Genomic DNA, 17586 nt, shown 5'->3' with positions numbered 1-17586 from the left:
ACAACTACCTCCTATTGCTCAAGCAGTAGAGTAACTCGCTGCTCGATAGCTGCTTCAGTCATGCCGCCTACTATGATATCCATTATATTGCCGTCAGGCTTCACAAAGAAAGTAGTAGGATATGATCGAAGGCCATACAATCTTTCTGTTTTTCGATTGACATCGCGTAGGATCGGATAAGAAAGATTGAATCTTTTGACAAAGTTGTTCACTGTCAGCGTGTCTTCGCTCAAATTAATAGCTGCAATAACTAGTCCCTTATCCTTCCACTTTTCATATTGTCGCTCAAATTCAGGCATTTCAGTCACACAAGGCTCACAAAAGGTGCCCCAAAAATTAATAACGAGCGCCTTGCCGCTGTAATCGGCCAGCTGAACAGGACTGCCGCTAAGATCTGCTAAGTGAAAATCTGGAGGCGGTGCTCCTATCTTTACCTTTGTCTTATCATTCTCAAACAACGTTGAACCGATGGCATAACCGCCAATTATTAAAACTGCAATTAATATAACAATCTGCATCGGCCTGCGCGACTTCTTCATTATTGCTTTCACCACCAATTCTGCATTCACAACAATCCAGTATCATTATAACGAAAAGTCGACGGCAATTACTGCCGCCGTCGATTACTTTTTATGAACTTTATGTGTCTTGTCAGCTTGACCTAGCAAGTCCTTTACCTCTTGCTCCGTTAAATGGCGGTATTTGCCCCGGCCAAGCTTTTCCAGCGTTAACTCCCCATATTTTACGCGCTTAAGCCGAATGACCTTATGGTTAATCGCATCAAACATGCGGCGCACCTGTCTATTGCGGCCTTCGTAAATTGTAATGGAAATAGTCGCAACATTATTGTCTGTATCAACATCATAATACTCCACTTCAGCCGGAGCTGTCATGCCATCCTCAAGCTCGATCCCGGAAGCAAGCTTTTCCAGCAGCGTGCCATGCGGAACGCCCCGAACGGTAGCCAAATACGTTTTTGGAACCTTATAGCTCGGGTGTGTCAGCTTATTGGCAAATTCCCCATCATTCGTAAGCAGCAGCAAGCCCTCCGTATCATAATCCAGCCTGCCTACCGGATACACTCTTTCTTTAATGCCGGGCAAAAAGTCGGATACTACCTTCCGTCCCTGCGGATCCTGAGCGCTCGTTATAACACCCTTCGATTTATTAAGCATCAAATAAAGCTTCTTTTCGCTACGAATCGGCTTTCCGTTCACTGTAATTGTATCTGTCGCAGGATCTGCCTTCACGCCAAGCTCGGTTACCTTTTCTCCATTGACTTCAACCATTCCTGCTTTTATCATTTCTTCGCATTTGCGTCTGGAGGCTACGCCTGCCTGCGCAAGTATTTTTTGTAAACGTTCCAATTCATTCACCTCATTCTCCATCATAGCGATATGGAGAATAAATCACAAGCTCTACTATCCAAATATGTATAAACAAATAAAAATAGCGGCAAAAAATCCTACAATATCTGAGAATAATCCAACTTTTAGTGCATAGCGCGAACGCCGGATGCCTATTGCTCCAAAATACACCGTCAGCACATATAAGGTGGTATCCGTGCTGCCTTGAATGGTTGAAGCAATTCTGCCAATCATGGAATCAGGACCGTAGGTTTGAATCAAATCAGCCGTAAACGCAAGCGAGCCCGCTCCTGTGAGGGGCCTCAGCAAGCCTAGGGGCAGCACCTCGCTAGGAATGCCTAGCGAATCAAACAGCGGCCTGACGCCAGAAAGAATGAGTTCCATAGCTCCGGATGCCCGAAACATGCTGATTGCTACCATCATGCCTACCAAATGAGGAATAATATTTATCGCTGTGCCAAAGCCGTCCTTTGCGCCCTCTACAAAGGTTTCATAAACGGGAACTTTGCGGCGCATAGCCGCGTACAGCGGAATAAAAACGATCAAACAAGGAATCAGCCAAATCGAAAGCTGAGAAAATAGTTCATACAAGCTTTCCACCCCCACCCGGCGCCGGCATCTGGCTGTCGTCTGACTTTTTCAGAGCCCGCCCTTTAATTCCTTTGATGTCCGGACCGTGCGGCGGGGAGGAAGATGCTTTGCGGCGATACCAGCGATCCGCTAATATGGCCGCAGCCGTTGCTATAAAGGTCGCTGCTAAAGTGGTGCCTATTATTTCGGCGGGGTTGGCCGACTCATAATTCATTCGTATGGCGATTAATGTTGTAGGCACGATCGTTATGCTTGATGTATTCAAAGCCAGCAGCGTACACATTGCCGGCGTTGCCGTCGTTTCATCCTTATTAAGCTTTTGCAGCTCCTGCATCGCTTTAATGCCCATTGGCGTTGCCGCATTGCCAAGGCCAAATATATTTGCACTCAAATTGCTCATAATGTAGCCAAGCGCAGGATGTCCCTTTGGTACATCAGGAAATAAACGCGTAACTATAGGACTCATTAAACGAGCCAGCTTGCTGAGCAATCCAGCGTCCTCCGCAATCCGCATCATGCCGAGCCAAAAAACCATAATACTAATCAAACCAAAGCTGACTGTTACTCCCGACTTTGCGCCATCAAACGCAGCTTGGGTAACAGCCTCCATCTTTCCAGTCGCCGCAGCAACAATAACGCTGCTCGCAATAAAAAATAACCAGATCCAGTTTACCACGCGCTCTCCTCCCCCGTTTGAGCGTAATATTAAGTAATAGTTAAGGCTAATAGCCGGCTATGCCCTTCGCATCATAAATTGGTATAGAGCCGATTGCCTCGTTGTTCAGGTACCACTCCATCTTGCCGCGCATTCCAAAGCGAAATGGCTTCACGTCCTTAAAAGGAATTACCTTTACTTCAATTTGTTCAGCTTCAACTTGCTTAAGCGGATAATAAAAAGTTTGTCCCGCCTGATAAGGATAACCGCGCAGCTGCTTGTTTTTTTGCGCCAGCTTCTCCAGCTTGAAATGCTCGAATCCCCAGTCAAGCATTAATCGGTGGTCATTCCAGTCATCGCCGGCAGCTATCGTTACTGCTACAAGCTGATGCTTATTACGGGTCGCAGAGCTTACGAGACAACGCAATGCTTTTTTCGTGTAGCCTGTTTTCACCCCGTCCGCTCCTTCATACAAAGTAAGCATTTTATTTTTATTTTTCCAGCGATAGTCCCAATCCTCATGCGGGTTTGGGGCTGTTTTCTCCTTGGACTTCACAATTTCAGCAAACGCCTTATTTTTAAGCGCATAAGCCGTTAGCACTGCCAAATCGTTGGCCGTGGAATAGTGCCCGTCCTGGTCCAGACCATGAGGATTTTTAAATGAAGTGTTAGCAAGACCGATATAGCTGGCTTTTTCATTCATCAGATGAACAAAGCCCTCCTCTGAACCGCCAACATGCTCAGCTATTGCGACCGCCGCATCATTGCCGGAACGGAGCATAAGCCCATACAACAAATTGGATAAGCTCATTTCCTCGTTCAGCTGAATATAAATTGATGAGCCTTCCTTGCCGACAGCCGACTTGTTAACCTTGACCATATCCTGCAAATTACCGTGCTCAATTGCAACAATAGCTGTCATAATTTTAGTAAGACTGGCAATTCTCATCGGCTTGTCGCCATTTTCACTATGCAGCAGCCTGCCTGAAGTAACGTCAATCAATGCGGAGGCTTTTGCGCTTGTATCTACTTCATTGAGATCATCAGCGCTTGATTTGGCTGATCGGTCCGCTAGCACCGTATCACTAACCGTCAAAGAGCTGCCTAAACCAATCATGATGCATAACAATAAATGAATAAGCCGCTGTCTGGATGCAAAATAACTCAAAATGTAAGCCGCTCCTTTCAAATGCTTGTAGCTAAAGCTTGTTTATTCCACCAGCATATATAGAAGTATATGCTTGTACATTAGCGAGTATACTCGTCCAATGGCGATGGGAGGGAAAAAGAGCCGTCAGCACCCAGGTTCAGTGCTGACAGCTCTTTTATTTTTCAGCTTATTATTTTCTAATCAATGACGGTCGTCTTGACAACTTCCGTACTGCTGGATGATTTTATCCAAGATTGGAATTTGTCCAGCATTTGCGGTGCATAGTCAATGACACGCTCAATCAGATGGGTCTGATTATCAAGCGGTACAACCTTTACGCCTTGCTCGCCTACAACTAAGAAAGCGATAGGCGTAATCGATACACCACCGCCGCTCCCGCCTCCAAACGGAAGTGCAACAGAAGCGTTATTTGCATCGGAATGCTCATGATACTCATAGCTCATATCGCTTCCGCCTGCTACAAAACCAAACCCCACCTTGCTTATCGGCATAATAATCGAACCGTCCGGAGTTTGTACAGGGTCGCCGACAATTGTATTCACATCGACCATTTGTTTAATATTTTCCATTGCTGTTTGCATCAAGCCTTGAATAGGATGCTCTGCCATGCTTTAACTCCTCCTTTCTCCTTCAGCATACGGACAATAAGTGCAAGTCCTGCAACAATAGCATTGCCGAAGCGAATTTCAGCTATGCATGACCATTGAGTTGAAAAAGAAGGATGTGAATATACAGGCTCCACTTTCATTGTAGGCAATGCTTTGAATCGCATATGCTGCGACAAAAAGCCTACCAGCGTCGTTTTAACCGTCCAAAAACCTCCAGTAATCATCGCAGTCCACATTGCATCTCCTGTTCCAACAGAGGTATGCCATCGCCAATCCTTCAGCTCCAGACGCCGAATCGCCCGCTTCATCCATTGGGTCAAGTCCTTTGTAGCGTGCATAATTCGTTTAGCCGTATCCAAGTAATTGGAAATATCATTTGGGGAAATCGCCTCATCGGACCGGTTTTTATTGGTAGATATCGGCTGCTGAACCGTTGACATTTTTTTCACAAATAATTTTAGCCCTTTAACGCGCATTTCAGGAATAGACAGCTTATAATGAGCTAAACCGTATAATCCGCTTATTTTTATGAAGGCTTCGTCTTTGTTCTCATGTCTGCGATAGCTTCCTTCAATAATAATGGGGGAAAACCAGACAACAATCGCTATAATCAAAAAAAAGAGACTGCCGGCCACAATCCAAGCATATGGGTTCATCAGCATAAGCATGCTTCCTTTCATCCCAAATTACATTGGATATAGTATGACCTAACAGTCTTATCTCATTCTTTCATTTCGTCAATTGTCATTTGCGTGCCTTCAAGACGTTCGAATAATAGCTGAGTTTCTTCTTCCAAGCCTTCCTCCAAATCACCCTTCGGCTCAGGCAATTCCTTCAAGGACGGCAAACCGAAGTAATCAAGAAATGATTTTGTTGTGCCATATAAAATCGGTCTGCCAATCGCTTCCGCACGTCCTACCTCTTCAATTAAATCCTTCGATACTAAAGTATGTATGGCACGTTCACTCTTGACACCGCGAATTTCTTCAATATCAATTCTTGTAATGGGTTGCCGATAGGCAACAATGGAAAGCGTCTCAAGCGCAGCTTGTGACAGCTGGGCACGCGTCGGCGTATAGGCCATCCGCTCGAAATAAGCAGCGTGATCCTTATGCGTAGTTAGCCGGAAAGATGAAGCAACCTCGCTTATTTGTATGCCCCGTTCTTCACGCTCCAAATCACGCTGTAAATCATATACTAAATCGACCGCGAAATCAGCATCAATTTCCATAATATCTGCTAATTGGCGCTTAGTCAGCCCTTCATCGCCAGCCATAAACAGAAGACCCTCAATAATCGACTTCAACTTCTGATATTCCATCCAGCAAAGCTTCTCCTCTCCAGTGAATCACGATATCCTCGAACAGCTCATGCTGAAAACAACGAATATGCTTCATCTTCATAAGCTCTAAAATTGCCAAAAAAGTAACAACGATCTCATGGCGATTCATATTCGTTCTAATGAGCTTGGAAAAACGCACCGTTTCGAATTTTCGCAGCACTTGAACGATATCGTTAATCCGATCCTTTACAGATATTTCATCCCGATGCACGGTCGCAATAATATTGCGTCTGGCCGCTCTGCGCAGCGCCTTCTGGAAAGCCCTGATCAAATCAGAAACGTGGAGGCCTTCCACGGGATTAACTTCCTTATTCTTCAAATAAGGAGTCATATCCTCAGGCTCTCTGGAATACACAAGACTGCGTTCAAGCTCCTTATCGCGCAATTGCTCTGCTATTTGCTTGTATTTGCGGTACTCAATCAGCTTTTGAATAAGCTCGTCTCTAGGATCAAGCTCATAATCCTCCCAATCCGAGTAATCCTCCTCCTCGAATACAGGCGGCTTAGGCAGCAGCTGCTTGCTCTTCATCGCAAGCAGCGTCGCCGCCATTACAAGAAACTCACTAGTTACCTCAAGCTCTAGCTCCTGCATCGCGTGCAAATAATCCATATATTGTATCGTTATCTCACTAATTGAAACCTCGTGGATGTCAATCTCTGCCTTGTCGATCAAATGGAGCAACAAATCTAGAGGACCCTCGAACGTTTCCAGCTTGTATAGCACTGACACGAGTGCAACCTCCTGCTAGAAGCAGCTCAGGTATTAGGATTGCTGAAACTGCTTCGTTAAGTTAGCCATTTCAATAGCGGTAACCGCTGCTTCATAGCCTTTATTTCCTGCTTTTGTGCCTGCACGCTCAATTGCTTGTTCAATTGAATCTACAGTTAACACACCAAATATAGTGGGTACTCCGGTTTTAAGAGCAATTGCTGCAACTCCTTTTGCAGCTTCGTTGCAAACATAATCAAAATGCGGTGTAGAGCCGCGAATAACAGCGCCTAATGTAATAACAGCGTCATACTTGCCGCTTTCAGCCATCTTTTGTGCCATTAGCGGAATTTCAAAAGCGCCAGGAACCCAAGCTACTTCAACTTCACTTTCCTCTGCGCCATGGCGTTTAAAAGCATCAAGCGCGCCGCCAAGCAGCTTGCTTGAAATAAATTCATTGAAACGACCTACAACAACACCGAATTTCAAACCGTCAGAAACTAATTTTCCCTCATAATAACGTACCATCTTCTTAACTTCCTCTCAATGTTTTTTTTGAAATAATAGAAAGTATAAGTTTTTAACTTATCCTGATTCTATATTTCATCGGTAAACGCGCCGCCTTTCAAAAGGACGGCGGAGCCGTTTATCCTTGTATATTTGCATAATTGTTTGTTAAACAGCTAAATTTTCAAGGATTAAACAGCGAAGCTCTTCTGGGAACTAAGCTATTAAAGCATATGACCAAGCTTTGCTTTTTTAGTTTGCAAATAGCCGCGGTTGCTTTCATTAGGCTCCATTTTGATCGGCACGCGCTCAACCACTTCAAGGCCATAGCCTTCAAGCCCTCTAATTTTGCGCGGATTGTTTGTCAGCAGCTTCATCTTCGACACGCCAAGATCCTTTAAAATTTGCGCTCCGATGCCATACTCGCGTAAATCTGCCGCAAAGCCCAGCTTCAAATTTGCTTCAACTGTATCGAGTCCCTGCTCCTGCAAAGCATAGGCTTTAAGCTTGTTAATTAAGCCGATGCCTCTGCCCTCCTGCCGCATATAAAGAAGCACGCCAGTGCCCTCTTCTTCAATTTGCTGCAAGGCAGCAGCAAGCTGCGGACCGCAATCGCAGCGATGCGAATGAAAGATATCGCCGGTAAGACACTCGGAATGAACTCTGACAAGCGTAGGTCTATCAGGATCAATTTCGCCTTTAACTAAGGCTACATGCTCTTTGTCGTCGGCCTGGTTCGTATAGGCAACCATTCGAAAATCGCCAAAATCTGTAGGCAACTTAATATCTACGACGCGGTCAACCAGCTTTTCCTTCTCATTGCGATAACGGATCAGTTCTTCAATCGTAATCAGCTTCAAGCCATGCTTCTTTTTAAATTCAATCAAATCAGGCAAGCGGGCCATATTGCCGTCATCGTTAATGATCTCGCATATCGTAGCGCTTGGCGCTGAACCGCATAAAGTAGCTAAATCAACAGCCGCTTCGGTATGTCCGGCACGGCGCAATACACCGCCGGCTTTCGCTATTAGCGGAAATATATGTCCCGGCCTGCGGAAATCCCCCGCCTTGGTCGTATTATCAATTAACGCCTTGATGGATTGCGAACGCTCATAGGCAGATATGCCAGTCGATGTGCTAATATGGTCAACCGATACGGTAAATGCAGTACCGTGGTAATCTGTATTATGCGCTACCATCGGCGTAAGGTCGAGCTGCTCGGCACGCTCTGGCGTAATAGGCACACATACCAAGCCTCTTGCCTCAGTTATCATGAAATTAATAATTTCAGGAGTAGACTTCTCAGCCAGCGCTACCAGATCTCCTTCATTTTCCCGATCCTCGTCATCTACGACAATAACAGGACGGCCCTGCTTCAAATCCTCGATTGCCGCTTCAATCGTATCAAACATATTTTCATCTTCTTGTCTCATTTCTTTCCCCTCCTATAGGATCAAATAAAGCCATGCTCAGCTAAATAACTTTCAGTAATACTTGAGCCTTTCTCTTTTTTAGCCGGCTTATTATAATGCAGAAGATGATCTACATATTTGCCAATTACATCGCACTCCAGATTGACCTCGGCGCCAGCCTTGCGGTCATTAAGCGCAGTTTCAGCCAAAGTGTGCGGAATAATCGATACTGAAAAAATATCGCCATCCGCTTCTACGACTGTCAAGCTAATACCATCAATTGTAATAGAGCCTTTCGGGATAATATATCGAAATACGTCTGGATCACTCGGACGAATCGTAAAAACAACCGCATTGGCATCTATTACTCTGGATACGACCTTACCGACGCCATCTACATGGCCTTGAACGATATGTCCGCCAAATCTGCTTGAAGCGCTCATTGCGCGCTCCACGTTAATCGAATCACCCGGCTTTAAATGCTGCAATGTCGTTCGACGAAAGGTTTCCGGCATAACATCGGCTATAAAGGAGACTGAATCATAGGATGTTACGGTAAGACAGACGCCGTTGACTGCAATACTGTCGCCCACTTGCACATCTTGCAATATTTTGCTTGCTGAGATCGTCAACAGAAGCGCCTCGCCTTGCGACTTTATATACTTAAGCTTCCCTAATTCCTCTACAAGACCCGTAAACATCGCAAATTACCTCCTCTCAGCTTGATACACGGGATAGCCGACAACACAAATATCATTTCCAGCCATAGACACAGCAACATTGTCCAGTTCAATCGCATCGCTCATGCGCTCTATCCCTTCAAAAGCAAAGCAGCTGGGCGAATGAAAGCCGCCTATAATTTTCGTACCGTAATACATTATAATTTTATTGACAAGCGCTGCGCGAAGCATGGCCCCATTCAGCTTGCCGCCGCCTTCAAGCAAAATAGAGCTGATTTTAAGCTCTCCAAGCTTTTTCATTGCCACGGCCAAATCAACCTTGGGACCTTCGCCGCAGCTAATCACTTGCACGCCTTTTTCTGTCAGTCCAGCTAGTTTTTCCTGATTTGCCCGAGAAGTTGTAAGCACAATAACCGGTGCCAGCTGATCAGACAGCAGCTTCGCCTCAAGCGGTATTCTTAAGCTGGAGTCGACCACAATTCTAACTGGGTGCAGCGCAGGAACAACAGCTCGGGTCGTAAGTGAAGGATCATCCGCAATTACGGTATCAACCCCCACCATAATCGCTTCATGCTGATGTCTGAGCGTATGCACCTCCGCCCTTGCCTTTTCTCCCGTAATCCAGCGGCTGTCGCCCGATTGGCTGGCAATTTTGCCGTCTAGCGTGCTGGCTGTCTTTATCGTAACGAATGGCAAGCCCGTTGTAATATAATGATTGAACTTTTCATTAAGCAGCTGAGCTTCACGCTGCATAACCCCCTCAACAACTTCGATGCCACGCGCTCTAAGCTTGGCAGCCCCGCTTCCTGCAACGAGCGGATTAGGATCAAGCGAGGCAATCACAACCTTGGCTGCGCCTGCGTCAATAATTCTATCGCTGCACGGCGGCGTACTTCCGTAATGGCTGCATGGTTCCAAAGTAACGTATACGGTGGCATTGCGGGCAAGCTCGCCGGCCATTTGGAGCGCATGTACTTCCGCATGGGCCTCCCCTTGCTTCAAATGCGCGCCCATGCCTACAACTCTGCCTTCATTGACGACTACACAGCCGACGACTGGATTCGTTCCGGTTTGTCCTGAAGCTGCTGCTGCAAGCTCAAGCGCAATTCGCATATAATGTTCATCGCTTAGAACATCCATCAATAAAAAAACCCCCATCGGCAGCTTACCGAAAGGGGTGATTGGTTATGAGAAAGTCAACATATGCAGATCAAATAACAAAGAGCGGCCCTGCCGTCCATGTATTAAGGCATACGATTGTCTACTGCAGCTCTTATATAGTGATATCGGCTTTGAGCCGTTCACAAAGAAACCGCAGCAGCGGTGCCCAATTGATCTCTATGAAAGAAAAGCTCTGCTCAAGCTGCATGTGAAAAAATGCACATGTAGTAGAGTGAAATTCTAATCATAGCTGTCGACGCTTCTCCTTCTCCCATCCAGACTATACTGTCGGTCCCGGATTTGCACCAGGTCCACCGTAAAAATGTACTGCATTACTTCTCTCGCAAGAAATAATCATTAATACGGGTCACGGACTGACGGCAAGCTTGCAGCCCATTGGCTCCATGAATACTTGCCGATCACCGCCGGTTGGGAATTGCACCCCACCCCGAAGGAAAGCTGATCTAATAAAATTGTTATTTGCATCTTACCACTAAACGTCGTAAAATTCAACCGTATTGGTTGGATTTAATTTCTTTATTGCTTTTTTAAAGGAACTTATTGATTGATTCATTGTGGATAGTTGCAACAAGCAATAGAAAGGGGTATCACTGCGATCAAGATTGGGATTCCGACCGCTGTTGTAGTCTAATTTTTATGAATAAATAACCCGGTGTAAAGGATAAAATTGGCCTACAAAGGCGGACGCTGCCGCTTCTCCATTTCCAATCTTGCTCTCCGTTTCCCCTTTCTCATTGCTTATCAATAGTTGCCCACAATGAATCGACAGTCTCTTATATTTTAAACAAAGCCCCGCCAGCAAAGGCGGGGCTTCCAATTTTAAACTTCGTAAACTTCTACCTTAGTCATTTTATCTCCGCCTTTTAACGCGTCAACAAACTCCATGCCTTTAGCTACTTTGCCGAAAACAGTATGTCCGCCGTCAAGATGCGGCTGCGGCTGATAGCAAATGTAGAACTGGCTTCCGCCTGTATTACGTCCAGCATGCGCCATTGCAAGCGTACCGCGCTCATGCTTGTTCGGGTTGATTTCGCAGTTGATTTGGTAGCCGGGACCGCCTGTTCCAGTACCGTTAGGACATCCTCCCTGCGCTACAAAGCCAGGAATAACACGGTGGAAAGTAAGACCGTTGTAAAAGCCGTCATTAGCAAGCTTTTCGAAATTTGCTACTGTATTTGGTGCATCTTGATCAAACAGGTCAAGGATAACTTCCTCTCCTGTTGCCAAAGTAATTTTTGCTTGTTTTGCCATGATTTAATCTTCCTCTCTATGTGCTAATAAGACTACGTTACCAATTCTCCCCTTATTTCGCAAGTGAAGTTTTTTGCAATCTTGCGGGGACAACATCGTTGCACGTAATTTGCTGCAGCGATTCTCGCTCTACTACGACATCGGCTTCCCCATCCTTAACAAATACAACTGCAGGACGGCGAATCCGATTATAGTTGCTCGCCATGGCATAATTATAGGCTCCTGTGCTGAATACAGCAAGCACATCGCCCGCATTAACCTTCGGCAGCTCTAAATCCCATATTAGCATATCGCCGCTCTCACAGCATTTGCCCGCGATCGAAACGGTCTCTTCATTGCTATCAGTTGCCCGATTAGCCAAAATCGCATGGTATTTGGACTGATACAATGCAGGACGGGGATTATCTGTCATTCCGCCATCAACAGCGACATATTTGCGAACGCCAGGAATGTCTTTTGTAGAACCTACCGTATATAAGGTTGTTCCGGCATCGCCCACCATACTGCGGCCTGGTTCGATCCAAATTTCCGGGATGTCATATTTTGCCGAATTGAAATTCGTAATCACGGCATCTGCGATTGCAGCAATATATTCCTTGACAGGGAGCGGTGAATCCTCAGCAGTATAACGGATGCCGAAGCCGCCGCCCACATTAAGAACCGTAAAAGCAATATCATGCTGATCTCTCATGCGAATAGCGAACTGGGACAGCTTTTCGACTGCAAGCTTGAAGCCTTCGACCTCGAAAATTTGCGAGCCGATATGGGAATGAACACCCAGAAGAGACAAATGAGAATAGCCGGATGCTCGTATGATCGCATCTTCCGCTGACCCGTTGCCCAGATCAAAGCCAAATTTGGAATCCGCCTGGCCCGTTGAAATATAATCATGCGTATGGGCTTCTACGCCCGGTGTAATGCGAAGCAAAATATTTGCTGTTTTGCCCTGCAGCGCAGCACGCTCATTAAGCAGCTCCAGCTCGTAATAGTTATCAACTACAAAGCAGCCGATATCTGCATGTAAAGCCATATCCAGCTCTGCTATTGTTTTGTTGTTGCCATGAAAATGTATGCGTTGCGCCGGGAAGCCCGCCTGCAGCGCCGTATAAAGCTCGCCGTCAGAAACGACGTCCAGCGACAGCCCTTCCTGTTCTGCGATAACGCACATTGCCATAACGCTAAACGCTTTGCTCGCATATGCAACCTGATATTTCAATCCGGAAGCTTGAAATGCTTCATTAAATTGACGGGCCCGTAACCTGACTAGCGCCTCATCTACTACATATAATGGCGTGCCAAATCGGCTAACGAGGTCAACTGCGTCACAGCCGCCAATTTGAAGATGTCCTTTGTCATTAATTATACTAGTTCCGTGCAAGTCCATTGTTTCCCCTCAACTTTCTACCTACTTACAGTTAGAATTTATACCTAATAGTATAACGCAATATTCTATGCATTTGCATCATGAATTTGCCTCCGGCATCTTATCGCGCTGCTGTGTTCGTAAAATTTTCGGCCTTTTTCGACTAAGCAGCACAGGTTTGCGTACAATTATCGATAATACGGCTTTAAAGTCAAATGGTATGAACGGCCACATGTAAGGGCGATTCAGCGAGCGTGCCCCTACCAGGAACAGCAGGATCACGGTAATTGCTACAATGAATCCTGTCGCACCGAACAGCCCTACGGCAATTAAAAGCACAAGCCGTACGATACGATTGGCTAGCCCAAGCTCATAGCTTGGCGTCGCAAACATGCCGACCGCAGAAACAGACATATACAAAATAACTTCGTTATTGAACAAGCCTGTTTTGACAGCGATATCTCCAATCAAAATAGCCGCTACTAAGGACATGGCAGTCGCCAAGGAGGATGGCGTGTGCACCGAAGCCATTCGCATCAGGTCTATACCGAGCTCAGCAATTAAAAATTGCAAAATTAGAGGGATTTTCCCTTCCTTCTCAGGACCAAGAAACTCCAGCATCGCCGGCTTGAATTCAGGATGAGTAACAAACAAAAGCCAAAGCGGAAGCATGATCAGCGACGCCAAAATGCCAAAAAATCGTACCCATCTTAAATACGTTCCAATAAACGGGGTTTGCCTCGCCTCCTCAGCGTGCTGGATCAAATCCGTATACGTCGTGGGCAAAAGCATCACACTCGGCGAAGTATCAACAAAAACCGCCATCGAGCCTTCAAGCAAATGCTCGGATACTGTATCCGGCCTTTCTGAATATCGTACGAGAGGGAAAGGATTCCAACCGCGATTGACCGTCGCTTCCTCCAGCTGCTTATCGGCTAGCGGCAATCCATCAAGACAGACGCCTTTTACTTTGCTTTTATAAGCTTCAAGCATTTCTTTATCTACAATATCGTCAAGATAAGCTATGCAAACATCCGTCTGCGTTCGTTCACCAACACGAATAAGCTCATAGCGAAGCTGTGGATCGCGAATTCTTCTGCGTACAAGTGTAATATTGATCATTAAAGATTCATTAAAGCCGTCGCGGCTGCCGCGCACTACCTTTTCAAGGGAAGGCTCCTCCAGACTCCGGCAAGGGAATTCTTTTGCATCGACAATAATTGCCGCCTGCTCGCCTTCAATAAACAATGCCGCAGCGCCAGACAGCACAGCTGTAAGCATGCTGTTCCAGCTTTCTTCCTTGGAAGCCTGGTTAGAAGGTATGTAGCGCTTCAAAAAGTCATAATAGGTGCGTTCTCCAAGCTCCTCTTTATCCACATAGGTAAGACGATTCAGCACATCTGTCAGCAGCTCGCTGTTGACAAGGCCATTCATATAAAACAAAATAATCGGCTTATCTCCGATCGTCATTTCCCGCACGACGATATCAAAGCTTATTTCGTAGCCAACCTCATCCTTCAATCTTGTTTTGATTTGATCAAGACTGGTTGATATTTCATCGTTTTTGCCGTTTTTGTCGTCTTTATTTATACTGCTGTCATTTTTACTTTTTTTATCGGGCTTCACCTGGTCGTTTTGATCCGTTTTTTTGCTGCTTTGCTTCTCTTTTTGTAAGGTGTTTTCCCGTTTTTGCTTGCTTGCAATTACCGGCTTGGGAGGCAGTGTATCACCATTTCTGAGGATCTGAATCATTTGTTTGCCGCTGCTTTGATTATCTGCATTTTGGCCTTGTTCCTTATTGTTATTCTTTTCATTAGTCATTGGTATGGGCCCCTTCCTAATTTCTGTTTTTATTGCTGATAAACTAGCCAGTCAAATAAGGAGCCGGTTATTTTGCCCAGCACCATCGCCATCACAAGCGCGATAATATAGCGCGACAACCGCAGGCGCTTTGCAAAAATCGGAATCACATTCATGACCTCAGTGAGCGCGGCGGCCAGCATCCCTACAAAAATGCCATCGAGAAACCCTGCGCCGGCCTGCAGCATCCGGGATGGCAGCCCCATTTTAAAGTTAAGAAAATCCGCCAGTGTCCAATACAGGGTGCCGCTAATAATGGCTGTCTCAAACCAGATAGACATGCGAAAAGCGTTGGAAAGCTGAGCCAGGCGAGGAATCATATCAAATACGATTAAAAGAGCGACCAGTCCGCTGCCTACTGCTATGCCGCCGGATATTCCGAGCATGATGGTAAATACTTTAAGCCCAACATCTGTCAGCCAGCCCGCCATTTCAATCCTCCTGCTCCGCATGGCTCGACTTTTTGCGCATCTCATCAGCGATAACATAATCGTTCATATTTTCCTGATACATAAACAGCTCGACCTCCAGCGGATTAGGCTCTTCATTAAATCGTTTGCGGAACAAGTGATTAAAAAATAAGACCATTCCCGCTCCTATGCCTATCGAATACGGAATTTGAAACCAAAGCGGACGCTCGCTTTTTTGTCCAGTAATCAGCTCTACGATTCGTATTTGCGCATCCTTCATCCCAACATCTGTATGAAAATTCATAATCGCCAGCCCTGAGCCAAAGAACAGCAGCACCCAGCTGACTAGCAGCACGGCCACTCGCGGCTGGGCACGTTTCTCGGCTACCATCAGTAGCACCTGCGGGTCTCCGTATGACTCAATAGACAGCAGCGGCTCGATTTGACGAATAGCTTGAACAATTTGCAGCAAATCAACGACTACGCGATTGCCGTCCTCCTGCCTGTGCTTATATAATTCAGCATCCATCAGCCTTTGCTCAAGCGCCTTGTTATCTGTAACGAGCCTCGCGATTTGACCGAGTGTAACGGTTTCCTCAGGCTTGATGTACATTTTCCGTTTTAATCTCAAATAAAGAGTAGGTGTTGGATTTGAATTCATCTTAACGATATCCTTTCCAAGCCTTGCAATCTTTTATGTAATCTTTAGTATGAGAATTGAAGCATTTCTCTAATCAGCCAATTCAATCCAGCTATCAAGGATAAACGGCTCCGCCGTCCTTTAGACAGGCGCGTTTACCGATGAAATATAGGAACATGTATAAAGTGAAAACTTATACTTTCCTACATATTGAAAAAGACCAAATCGCTCTAAAGAGCAATTTGGTCTTTGATTGACTGCAATATTTTTTTCTCCAGCCTCGACACCTGCACCTGCGAAATGCCAAGCCTGCTAGCAACCTCTGACTGAGTTTTGTCTCTGAAGTATCTTAAATAAACGATTAGCCTCTCCCGCTCGCCTAGTCCTTCAATCGCTTCGTTGAGAGCTAATTTGTCAAACCAGCGTTCCTGGGAATCATCAGCGATTTGATCCATCAGTGTAATTGGATCGCCATCATTCTCAAATACCGTTTCGTGAATGGAAGTAGGAGGCTTGTTAGCCTCTTGTGCAAATACGACTTCCTCCGGCGTCAGCTCAAGCGCTTCCGCAACCTCGTTGATCGTTGGAAGGCGGCCTAAGGTTTTGGAAAGCTCATCCTTCATCTTTCGAACCTTATTGGCTGTCTCCTTCAATGATCGGCTAACCTTCAGCGTGCCGTCGTCTCTTAAAAACCGCTGGATTTCCCCAATAATCATAGGCACTGCATAAGTGGAAAATTTGACGTCATAGGACAAATCAAACTTGTCAACAGACTTCAGCAGTCCAATACAGCCTATTTGGAACAAATCCTCGGGCTCATAGCCGCGGTTAATAAATCGCTGAACAACAGACCATACGAGTCGGATATTGCACTGAACCAACGTGTCCCGGGCTACTGAATCGCCAGCCTGACTCAGGGCAATCAGCCGCTTCACCTCAGAATCATCCAAATACGGCTGAGAGGATTGTTTTACATCGACATTCATGAGGTTCAACCCCTATGCACTAGTTGTAAAGCGCTTTTTTTGATTCAATTCTTTTCATCATTGAAATCGTCGTACCGCCATTTGGTTTGCTAACAATTTCACAGTTGTCCATGAAGTTTTCCATAATCGTAAAGCCCATGCCTGAGCGCTCCAAATCAGGCTTCGACGTATATAGAGGCTGCTTTGCCAGCTCCAAATCCTCAATGCCAATTCCATCATCGGATACAACTATCGTTACAACATCATTTTCAATGACAGCCTCCAGCCTGACAAACTTGGTCGGATCGCTTTCATAGCCATGAATAATCGCATTGGTTACCGCCTCAGAAACTGCCGTTTTAAGATCATTCAGCTCATCCATCGTCGGATCAAGCTGTGATACAAAGGCAGCAACGGTTATACGGGCCAGAGCTTCATTTTGCGATAGAGCGCTGAATGTGAAAGTCATTTCATTTCTGCCTTTCATGACACCACCTCCAGGCTTGAAATTGCATTTCGTTCGTTGTCATGCACTGTCAAAATTTTAAACAATCCGGAAAGCTCGAACAGCCGATGAACATTCGGATTAACATCACAGACAACCATCTTGCCGCCCTTGCCTCTTACTTGCTTGTATCTGCCAAGAATAACGCCAATGCCGGAGCTGTCCATAAACTGCAAATCTTTGAGGCTTAAGATGATATGCTCTACGCTTCCGCGCAGCAATGCTTCCTCCATCTTATAGCGAACAGCATCGGCGGTATGATGATCCATCTCGCCTTTCAATCGCACGATCAGCACATTGCGATACTGTTCCAGTTCTGCTTGTAGGCTCATTAAGCTGTTCATCTCCTTCAGGTTATTATATTGCGC

Annotated in this window: 22 protein-coding genes and 1 riboswitch; of the genes, 1 reads left to right on the top strand and 21 read right to left on the bottom strand. The window is 45.8% G+C overall.

Annotation, left to right across the window (positions count from 1 at the left end; all coding sequences use genetic code 11):
- Nucleotides 1-11: 11 nt before the first annotated feature.
- The 13 genes from resA to ribD form a co-directional block, all read right to left on the bottom strand.
- Nucleotides 12-539 (bottom strand): thiol-disulfide oxidoreductase ResA, encoded by a 528-nt coding sequence (gene resA / locus ACRRU2_RS16105; protein WP_432503229.1) that lies wholly within the window; start codon nucleotides 537-539, stop codon nucleotides 12-14.
- 84 nt (nucleotides 540-623) lie between these two features.
- The gene (locus ACRRU2_RS16100; RefSeq protein ID WP_331698634.1) at nucleotides 624-1367 is read right to left on the bottom strand and encodes a pseudouridine synthase; all 744 of its coding nucleotides are present in this window, start codon (nucleotides 1365-1367) and stop codon (nucleotides 624-626) included.
- Between the two features lie 54 nt (nucleotides 1368-1421).
- Nucleotides 1422-1958, bottom strand: coding sequence for a spore maturation protein (locus tag ACRRU2_RS16095; protein WP_331698633.1), 537 nt, complete (start codon nucleotides 1956-1958; stop codon nucleotides 1422-1424).
- Nucleotides 1951-2634, bottom strand: coding sequence for a nucleoside recognition domain-containing protein (locus ACRRU2_RS16090; RefSeq protein ID WP_331698632.1), 684 nt, complete (start codon nucleotides 2632-2634; stop codon nucleotides 1951-1953). The genes ACRRU2_RS16095 and ACRRU2_RS16090 overlap by 8 nt, the downstream gene beginning before the upstream one ends.
- A 46-nt stretch (nucleotides 2635-2680) precedes the next feature.
- Nucleotides 2681-3781 (bottom strand): D-alanyl-D-alanine carboxypeptidase family protein, encoded by a 1101-nt coding sequence (locus ACRRU2_RS16085; RefSeq protein ID WP_432503226.1) that lies wholly within the window; start codon nucleotides 3779-3781, stop codon nucleotides 2681-2683.
- A 179-nt stretch (nucleotides 3782-3960) separates the two neighbouring features.
- The gene (gene ytfJ, locus ACRRU2_RS16080; RefSeq protein ID WP_331698630.1) at nucleotides 3961-4392 is read right to left on the bottom strand and encodes a GerW family sporulation protein; all 432 of its coding nucleotides are present in this window, start codon (nucleotides 4390-4392) and stop codon (nucleotides 3961-3963) included.
- Nucleotides 4365-5054 carry a DUF2953 domain-containing protein gene (locus tag ACRRU2_RS16075; protein WP_432503223.1) on the bottom strand — a complete coding sequence of 230 codons (690 nt, stop codon included), beginning with the start codon at nucleotides 5052-5054 and terminating at the stop codon, nucleotides 4365-4367. The genes ytfJ and ACRRU2_RS16075 overlap by 28 nt, the downstream gene beginning before the upstream one ends.
- A 59-nt stretch (nucleotides 5055-5113) precedes the next feature.
- Nucleotides 5114-5713 carry an SMC-Scp complex subunit ScpB gene (gene scpB / locus ACRRU2_RS16070; protein WP_331698628.1) on the bottom strand — a complete coding sequence of 200 codons (600 nt, stop codon included), beginning with the start codon at nucleotides 5711-5713 and terminating at the stop codon, nucleotides 5114-5116.
- Nucleotides 5682-6464, bottom strand: coding sequence for a segregation and condensation protein A (locus ACRRU2_RS16065; RefSeq protein WP_331698627.1), 783 nt, complete (start codon nucleotides 6462-6464; stop codon nucleotides 5682-5684). Before ACRRU2_RS16065 ends, scpB begins: the two co-directional genes overlap by 32 nt.
- Nucleotides 6465-6497: 33 nt before the next feature.
- Complete coding sequence (gene ribH / locus ACRRU2_RS16060; RefSeq protein WP_331698626.1) at nucleotides 6498-6971, bottom strand: 6,7-dimethyl-8-ribityllumazine synthase; 474 nt, start codon at nucleotides 6969-6971, stop codon at nucleotides 6498-6500.
- Nucleotides 6972-7174: 203 nt separating this feature from the next.
- On the bottom strand, nucleotides 7175-8383 hold the full coding sequence (locus tag ACRRU2_RS16055) for a bifunctional 3,4-dihydroxy-2-butanone-4-phosphate synthase/GTP cyclohydrolase II (protein ID WP_331698625.1): 1209 nt from the start codon (nucleotides 8381-8383) through the stop codon (nucleotides 7175-7177).
- A gap of 20 nt (nucleotides 8384-8403) precedes the next feature.
- Entirely contained in the window at nucleotides 8404-9063 is a 660-nt protein-coding gene (ribE, locus tag ACRRU2_RS16050) for a riboflavin synthase (protein WP_432503219.1), read from the bottom strand.
- Between the two features lie 6 nt (nucleotides 9064-9069).
- Nucleotides 9070-10182, bottom strand: a complete 1113-nt coding sequence (ribD, locus tag ACRRU2_RS16045; protein WP_432503324.1) for a bifunctional diaminohydroxyphosphoribosylaminopyrimidine deaminase/5-amino-6-(5-phosphoribosylamino)uracil reductase RibD — start codon at nucleotides 10180-10182, stop codon at nucleotides 9070-9072.
- Nucleotides 10183-10229: 47 nt separating this feature from the next.
- On the opposite strand from ribD, the gene ACRRU2_RS16040 reads away from it, so the two are divergent.
- Complete coding sequence (locus ACRRU2_RS16040) at nucleotides 10230-10415, top strand: hypothetical protein (RefSeq protein ID WP_331698622.1); 186 nt, start codon at nucleotides 10230-10232, stop codon at nucleotides 10413-10415.
- A gap of 47 nt (nucleotides 10416-10462) precedes the next feature.
- A riboswitch (FMN riboswitch) is annotated at nucleotides 10463-10663 on the bottom strand.
- 380 nt (nucleotides 10664-11043) lie between these two features.
- Here the strand turns inward: ACRRU2_RS16040 and ACRRU2_RS16035 are convergent.
- The 8 genes from ACRRU2_RS16035 to spoIIAA form a co-directional block, all read right to left on the bottom strand.
- Complete coding sequence (locus ACRRU2_RS16035; RefSeq protein WP_331698621.1) at nucleotides 11044-11475, bottom strand: peptidylprolyl isomerase; 432 nt, start codon at nucleotides 11473-11475, stop codon at nucleotides 11044-11046.
- A gap of 52 nt (nucleotides 11476-11527) precedes the next feature.
- The gene (gene lysA / locus ACRRU2_RS16030) at nucleotides 11528-12859 is read right to left on the bottom strand and encodes a diaminopimelate decarboxylase (RefSeq protein ID WP_432503217.1); all 1332 of its coding nucleotides are present in this window, start codon (nucleotides 12857-12859) and stop codon (nucleotides 11528-11530) included.
- A 78-nt stretch (nucleotides 12860-12937) separates the two neighbouring features.
- Nucleotides 12938-14659 carry a spore germination protein gene (locus ACRRU2_RS16025; protein WP_432503215.1) on the bottom strand — a complete coding sequence of 574 codons (1722 nt, stop codon included), beginning with the start codon at nucleotides 14657-14659 and terminating at the stop codon, nucleotides 12938-12940.
- Between the two features lie 29 nt (nucleotides 14660-14688).
- The gene (locus ACRRU2_RS16020) at nucleotides 14689-15129 is read right to left on the bottom strand and encodes a stage V sporulation protein AB (protein WP_331698618.1); all 441 of its coding nucleotides are present in this window, start codon (nucleotides 15127-15129) and stop codon (nucleotides 14689-14691) included.
- A gap of 1 nt (nucleotide 15130) precedes the next feature.
- Complete coding sequence (locus tag ACRRU2_RS16015) at nucleotides 15131-15769, bottom strand: stage V sporulation protein AA (RefSeq protein WP_331698617.1); 639 nt, start codon at nucleotides 15767-15769, stop codon at nucleotides 15131-15133.
- Nucleotides 15770-15978: 209 nt separating this feature from the next.
- Complete coding sequence (gene sigF / locus ACRRU2_RS16010; RefSeq protein ID WP_432503212.1) at nucleotides 15979-16734, bottom strand: RNA polymerase sporulation sigma factor SigF; 756 nt, start codon at nucleotides 16732-16734, stop codon at nucleotides 15979-15981.
- A gap of 19 nt (nucleotides 16735-16753) precedes the next feature.
- Complete coding sequence (spoIIAB, locus tag ACRRU2_RS16005; RefSeq protein WP_331698615.1) at nucleotides 16754-17200, bottom strand: anti-sigma F factor; 447 nt, start codon at nucleotides 17198-17200, stop codon at nucleotides 16754-16756.
- Complete coding sequence (spoIIAA, locus tag ACRRU2_RS16000; protein ID WP_331698614.1) at nucleotides 17197-17550, bottom strand: anti-sigma F factor antagonist; 354 nt, start codon at nucleotides 17548-17550, stop codon at nucleotides 17197-17199. Before spoIIAA ends, spoIIAB begins: the two co-directional genes overlap by 4 nt.
- Nucleotides 17551-17586 lie beyond the last annotated feature (36 nt).

It is taken from the genome of Paenibacillus sp. GXUN7292 (assembly GCF_050864975.1).
Taxonomy (GTDB): domain Bacteria; phylum Bacillota; class Bacilli; order Paenibacillales; family Paenibacillaceae; genus Pristimantibacillus.
Note: the sequence above shows the minus strand (reverse complement) of the source record. Positions and strands in the feature narration are given on the sequence as shown.

What these genes read in the sequence shown, in the direction of transcription:
- resA (WP_432503229.1), bottom strand. Translation starts at nt 539, where the DNA reads ATGAAGAAGTCGCGCAGGCCGATGCAGATTGTTATATTAATTGCAGTT.
- ytfJ (WP_331698630.1), bottom strand. Translation starts at nt 4,392, where the DNA reads ATGGCAGAGCATCCTATTCAAGGCTTGATGCAAACAGCAATGGAAAAT.
- ACRRU2_RS16075 (WP_432503223.1), bottom strand. Translation starts at nt 5,054, where the DNA reads ATGCTGATGAACCCATATGCTTGGATTGTGGCCGGCAGTCTCTTTTTT.
- scpB (WP_331698628.1), bottom strand. Translation starts at nt 5,713, where the DNA reads ATGGAATATCAGAAGTTGAAGTCGATTATTGAGGGTCTTCTGTTTATG.
- ribH (WP_331698626.1), bottom strand. Translation starts at nt 6,971, where the DNA reads ATGGTACGTTATTATGAGGGAAAATTAGTTTCTGACGGTTTGAAATTC.
- ACRRU2_RS16055 (WP_331698625.1), bottom strand. Translation starts at nt 8,383, where the DNA reads ATGAGACAAGAAGATGAAAATATGTTTGATACGATTGAAGCGGCAATC.
- ribE (WP_432503219.1), bottom strand. Translation starts at nt 9,063, where the DNA reads ATGTTTACGGGTCTTGTAGAGGAATTAGGGAAGCTTAAGTATATAAAG.
- ribD (WP_432503324.1), bottom strand. Translation starts at nt 10,182, where the DNA reads ATGGATGTTCTAAGCGATGAACATTATATGCGAATTGCGCTTGAGCTT.
- ACRRU2_RS16040 (WP_331698622.1), top strand. Translation starts at nt 10,230, where the DNA reads ATGAGAAAGTCAACATATGCAGATCAAATAACAAAGAGCGGCCCTGCC.
- ACRRU2_RS16035 (WP_331698621.1), bottom strand. Translation starts at nt 11,475, where the DNA reads ATGGCAAAACAAGCAAAAATTACTTTGGCAACAGGAGAGGAAGTTATC.
- lysA (WP_432503217.1), bottom strand. Translation starts at nt 12,859, where the DNA reads ATGGACTTGCACGGAACTAGTATAATTAATGACAAAGGACATCTTCAA.
- ACRRU2_RS16025 (WP_432503215.1), bottom strand. Translation starts at nt 14,659, where the DNA reads ATGACTAATGAAAAGAATAACAATAAGGAACAAGGCCAAAATGCAGAT.
- ACRRU2_RS16020 (WP_331698618.1), bottom strand. Translation starts at nt 15,129, where the DNA reads ATGGCGGGCTGGCTGACAGATGTTGGGCTTAAAGTATTTACCATCATG.
- ACRRU2_RS16015 (WP_331698617.1), bottom strand. Translation starts at nt 15,769, where the DNA reads ATGAATTCAAATCCAACACCTACTCTTTATTTGAGATTAAAACGGAAA.
- sigF (WP_432503212.1), bottom strand. Translation starts at nt 16,734, where the DNA reads ATGAATGTCGATGTAAAACAATCCTCTCAGCCGTATTTGGATGATTCT.
- spoIIAB (WP_331698615.1), bottom strand. Translation starts at nt 17,200, where the DNA reads ATGAAAGGCAGAAATGAAATGACTTTCACATTCAGCGCTCTATCGCAA.
- spoIIAA (WP_331698614.1), bottom strand. Translation starts at nt 17,550, where the DNA reads ATGAGCCTACAAGCAGAACTGGAACAGTATCGCAATGTGCTGATCGTG.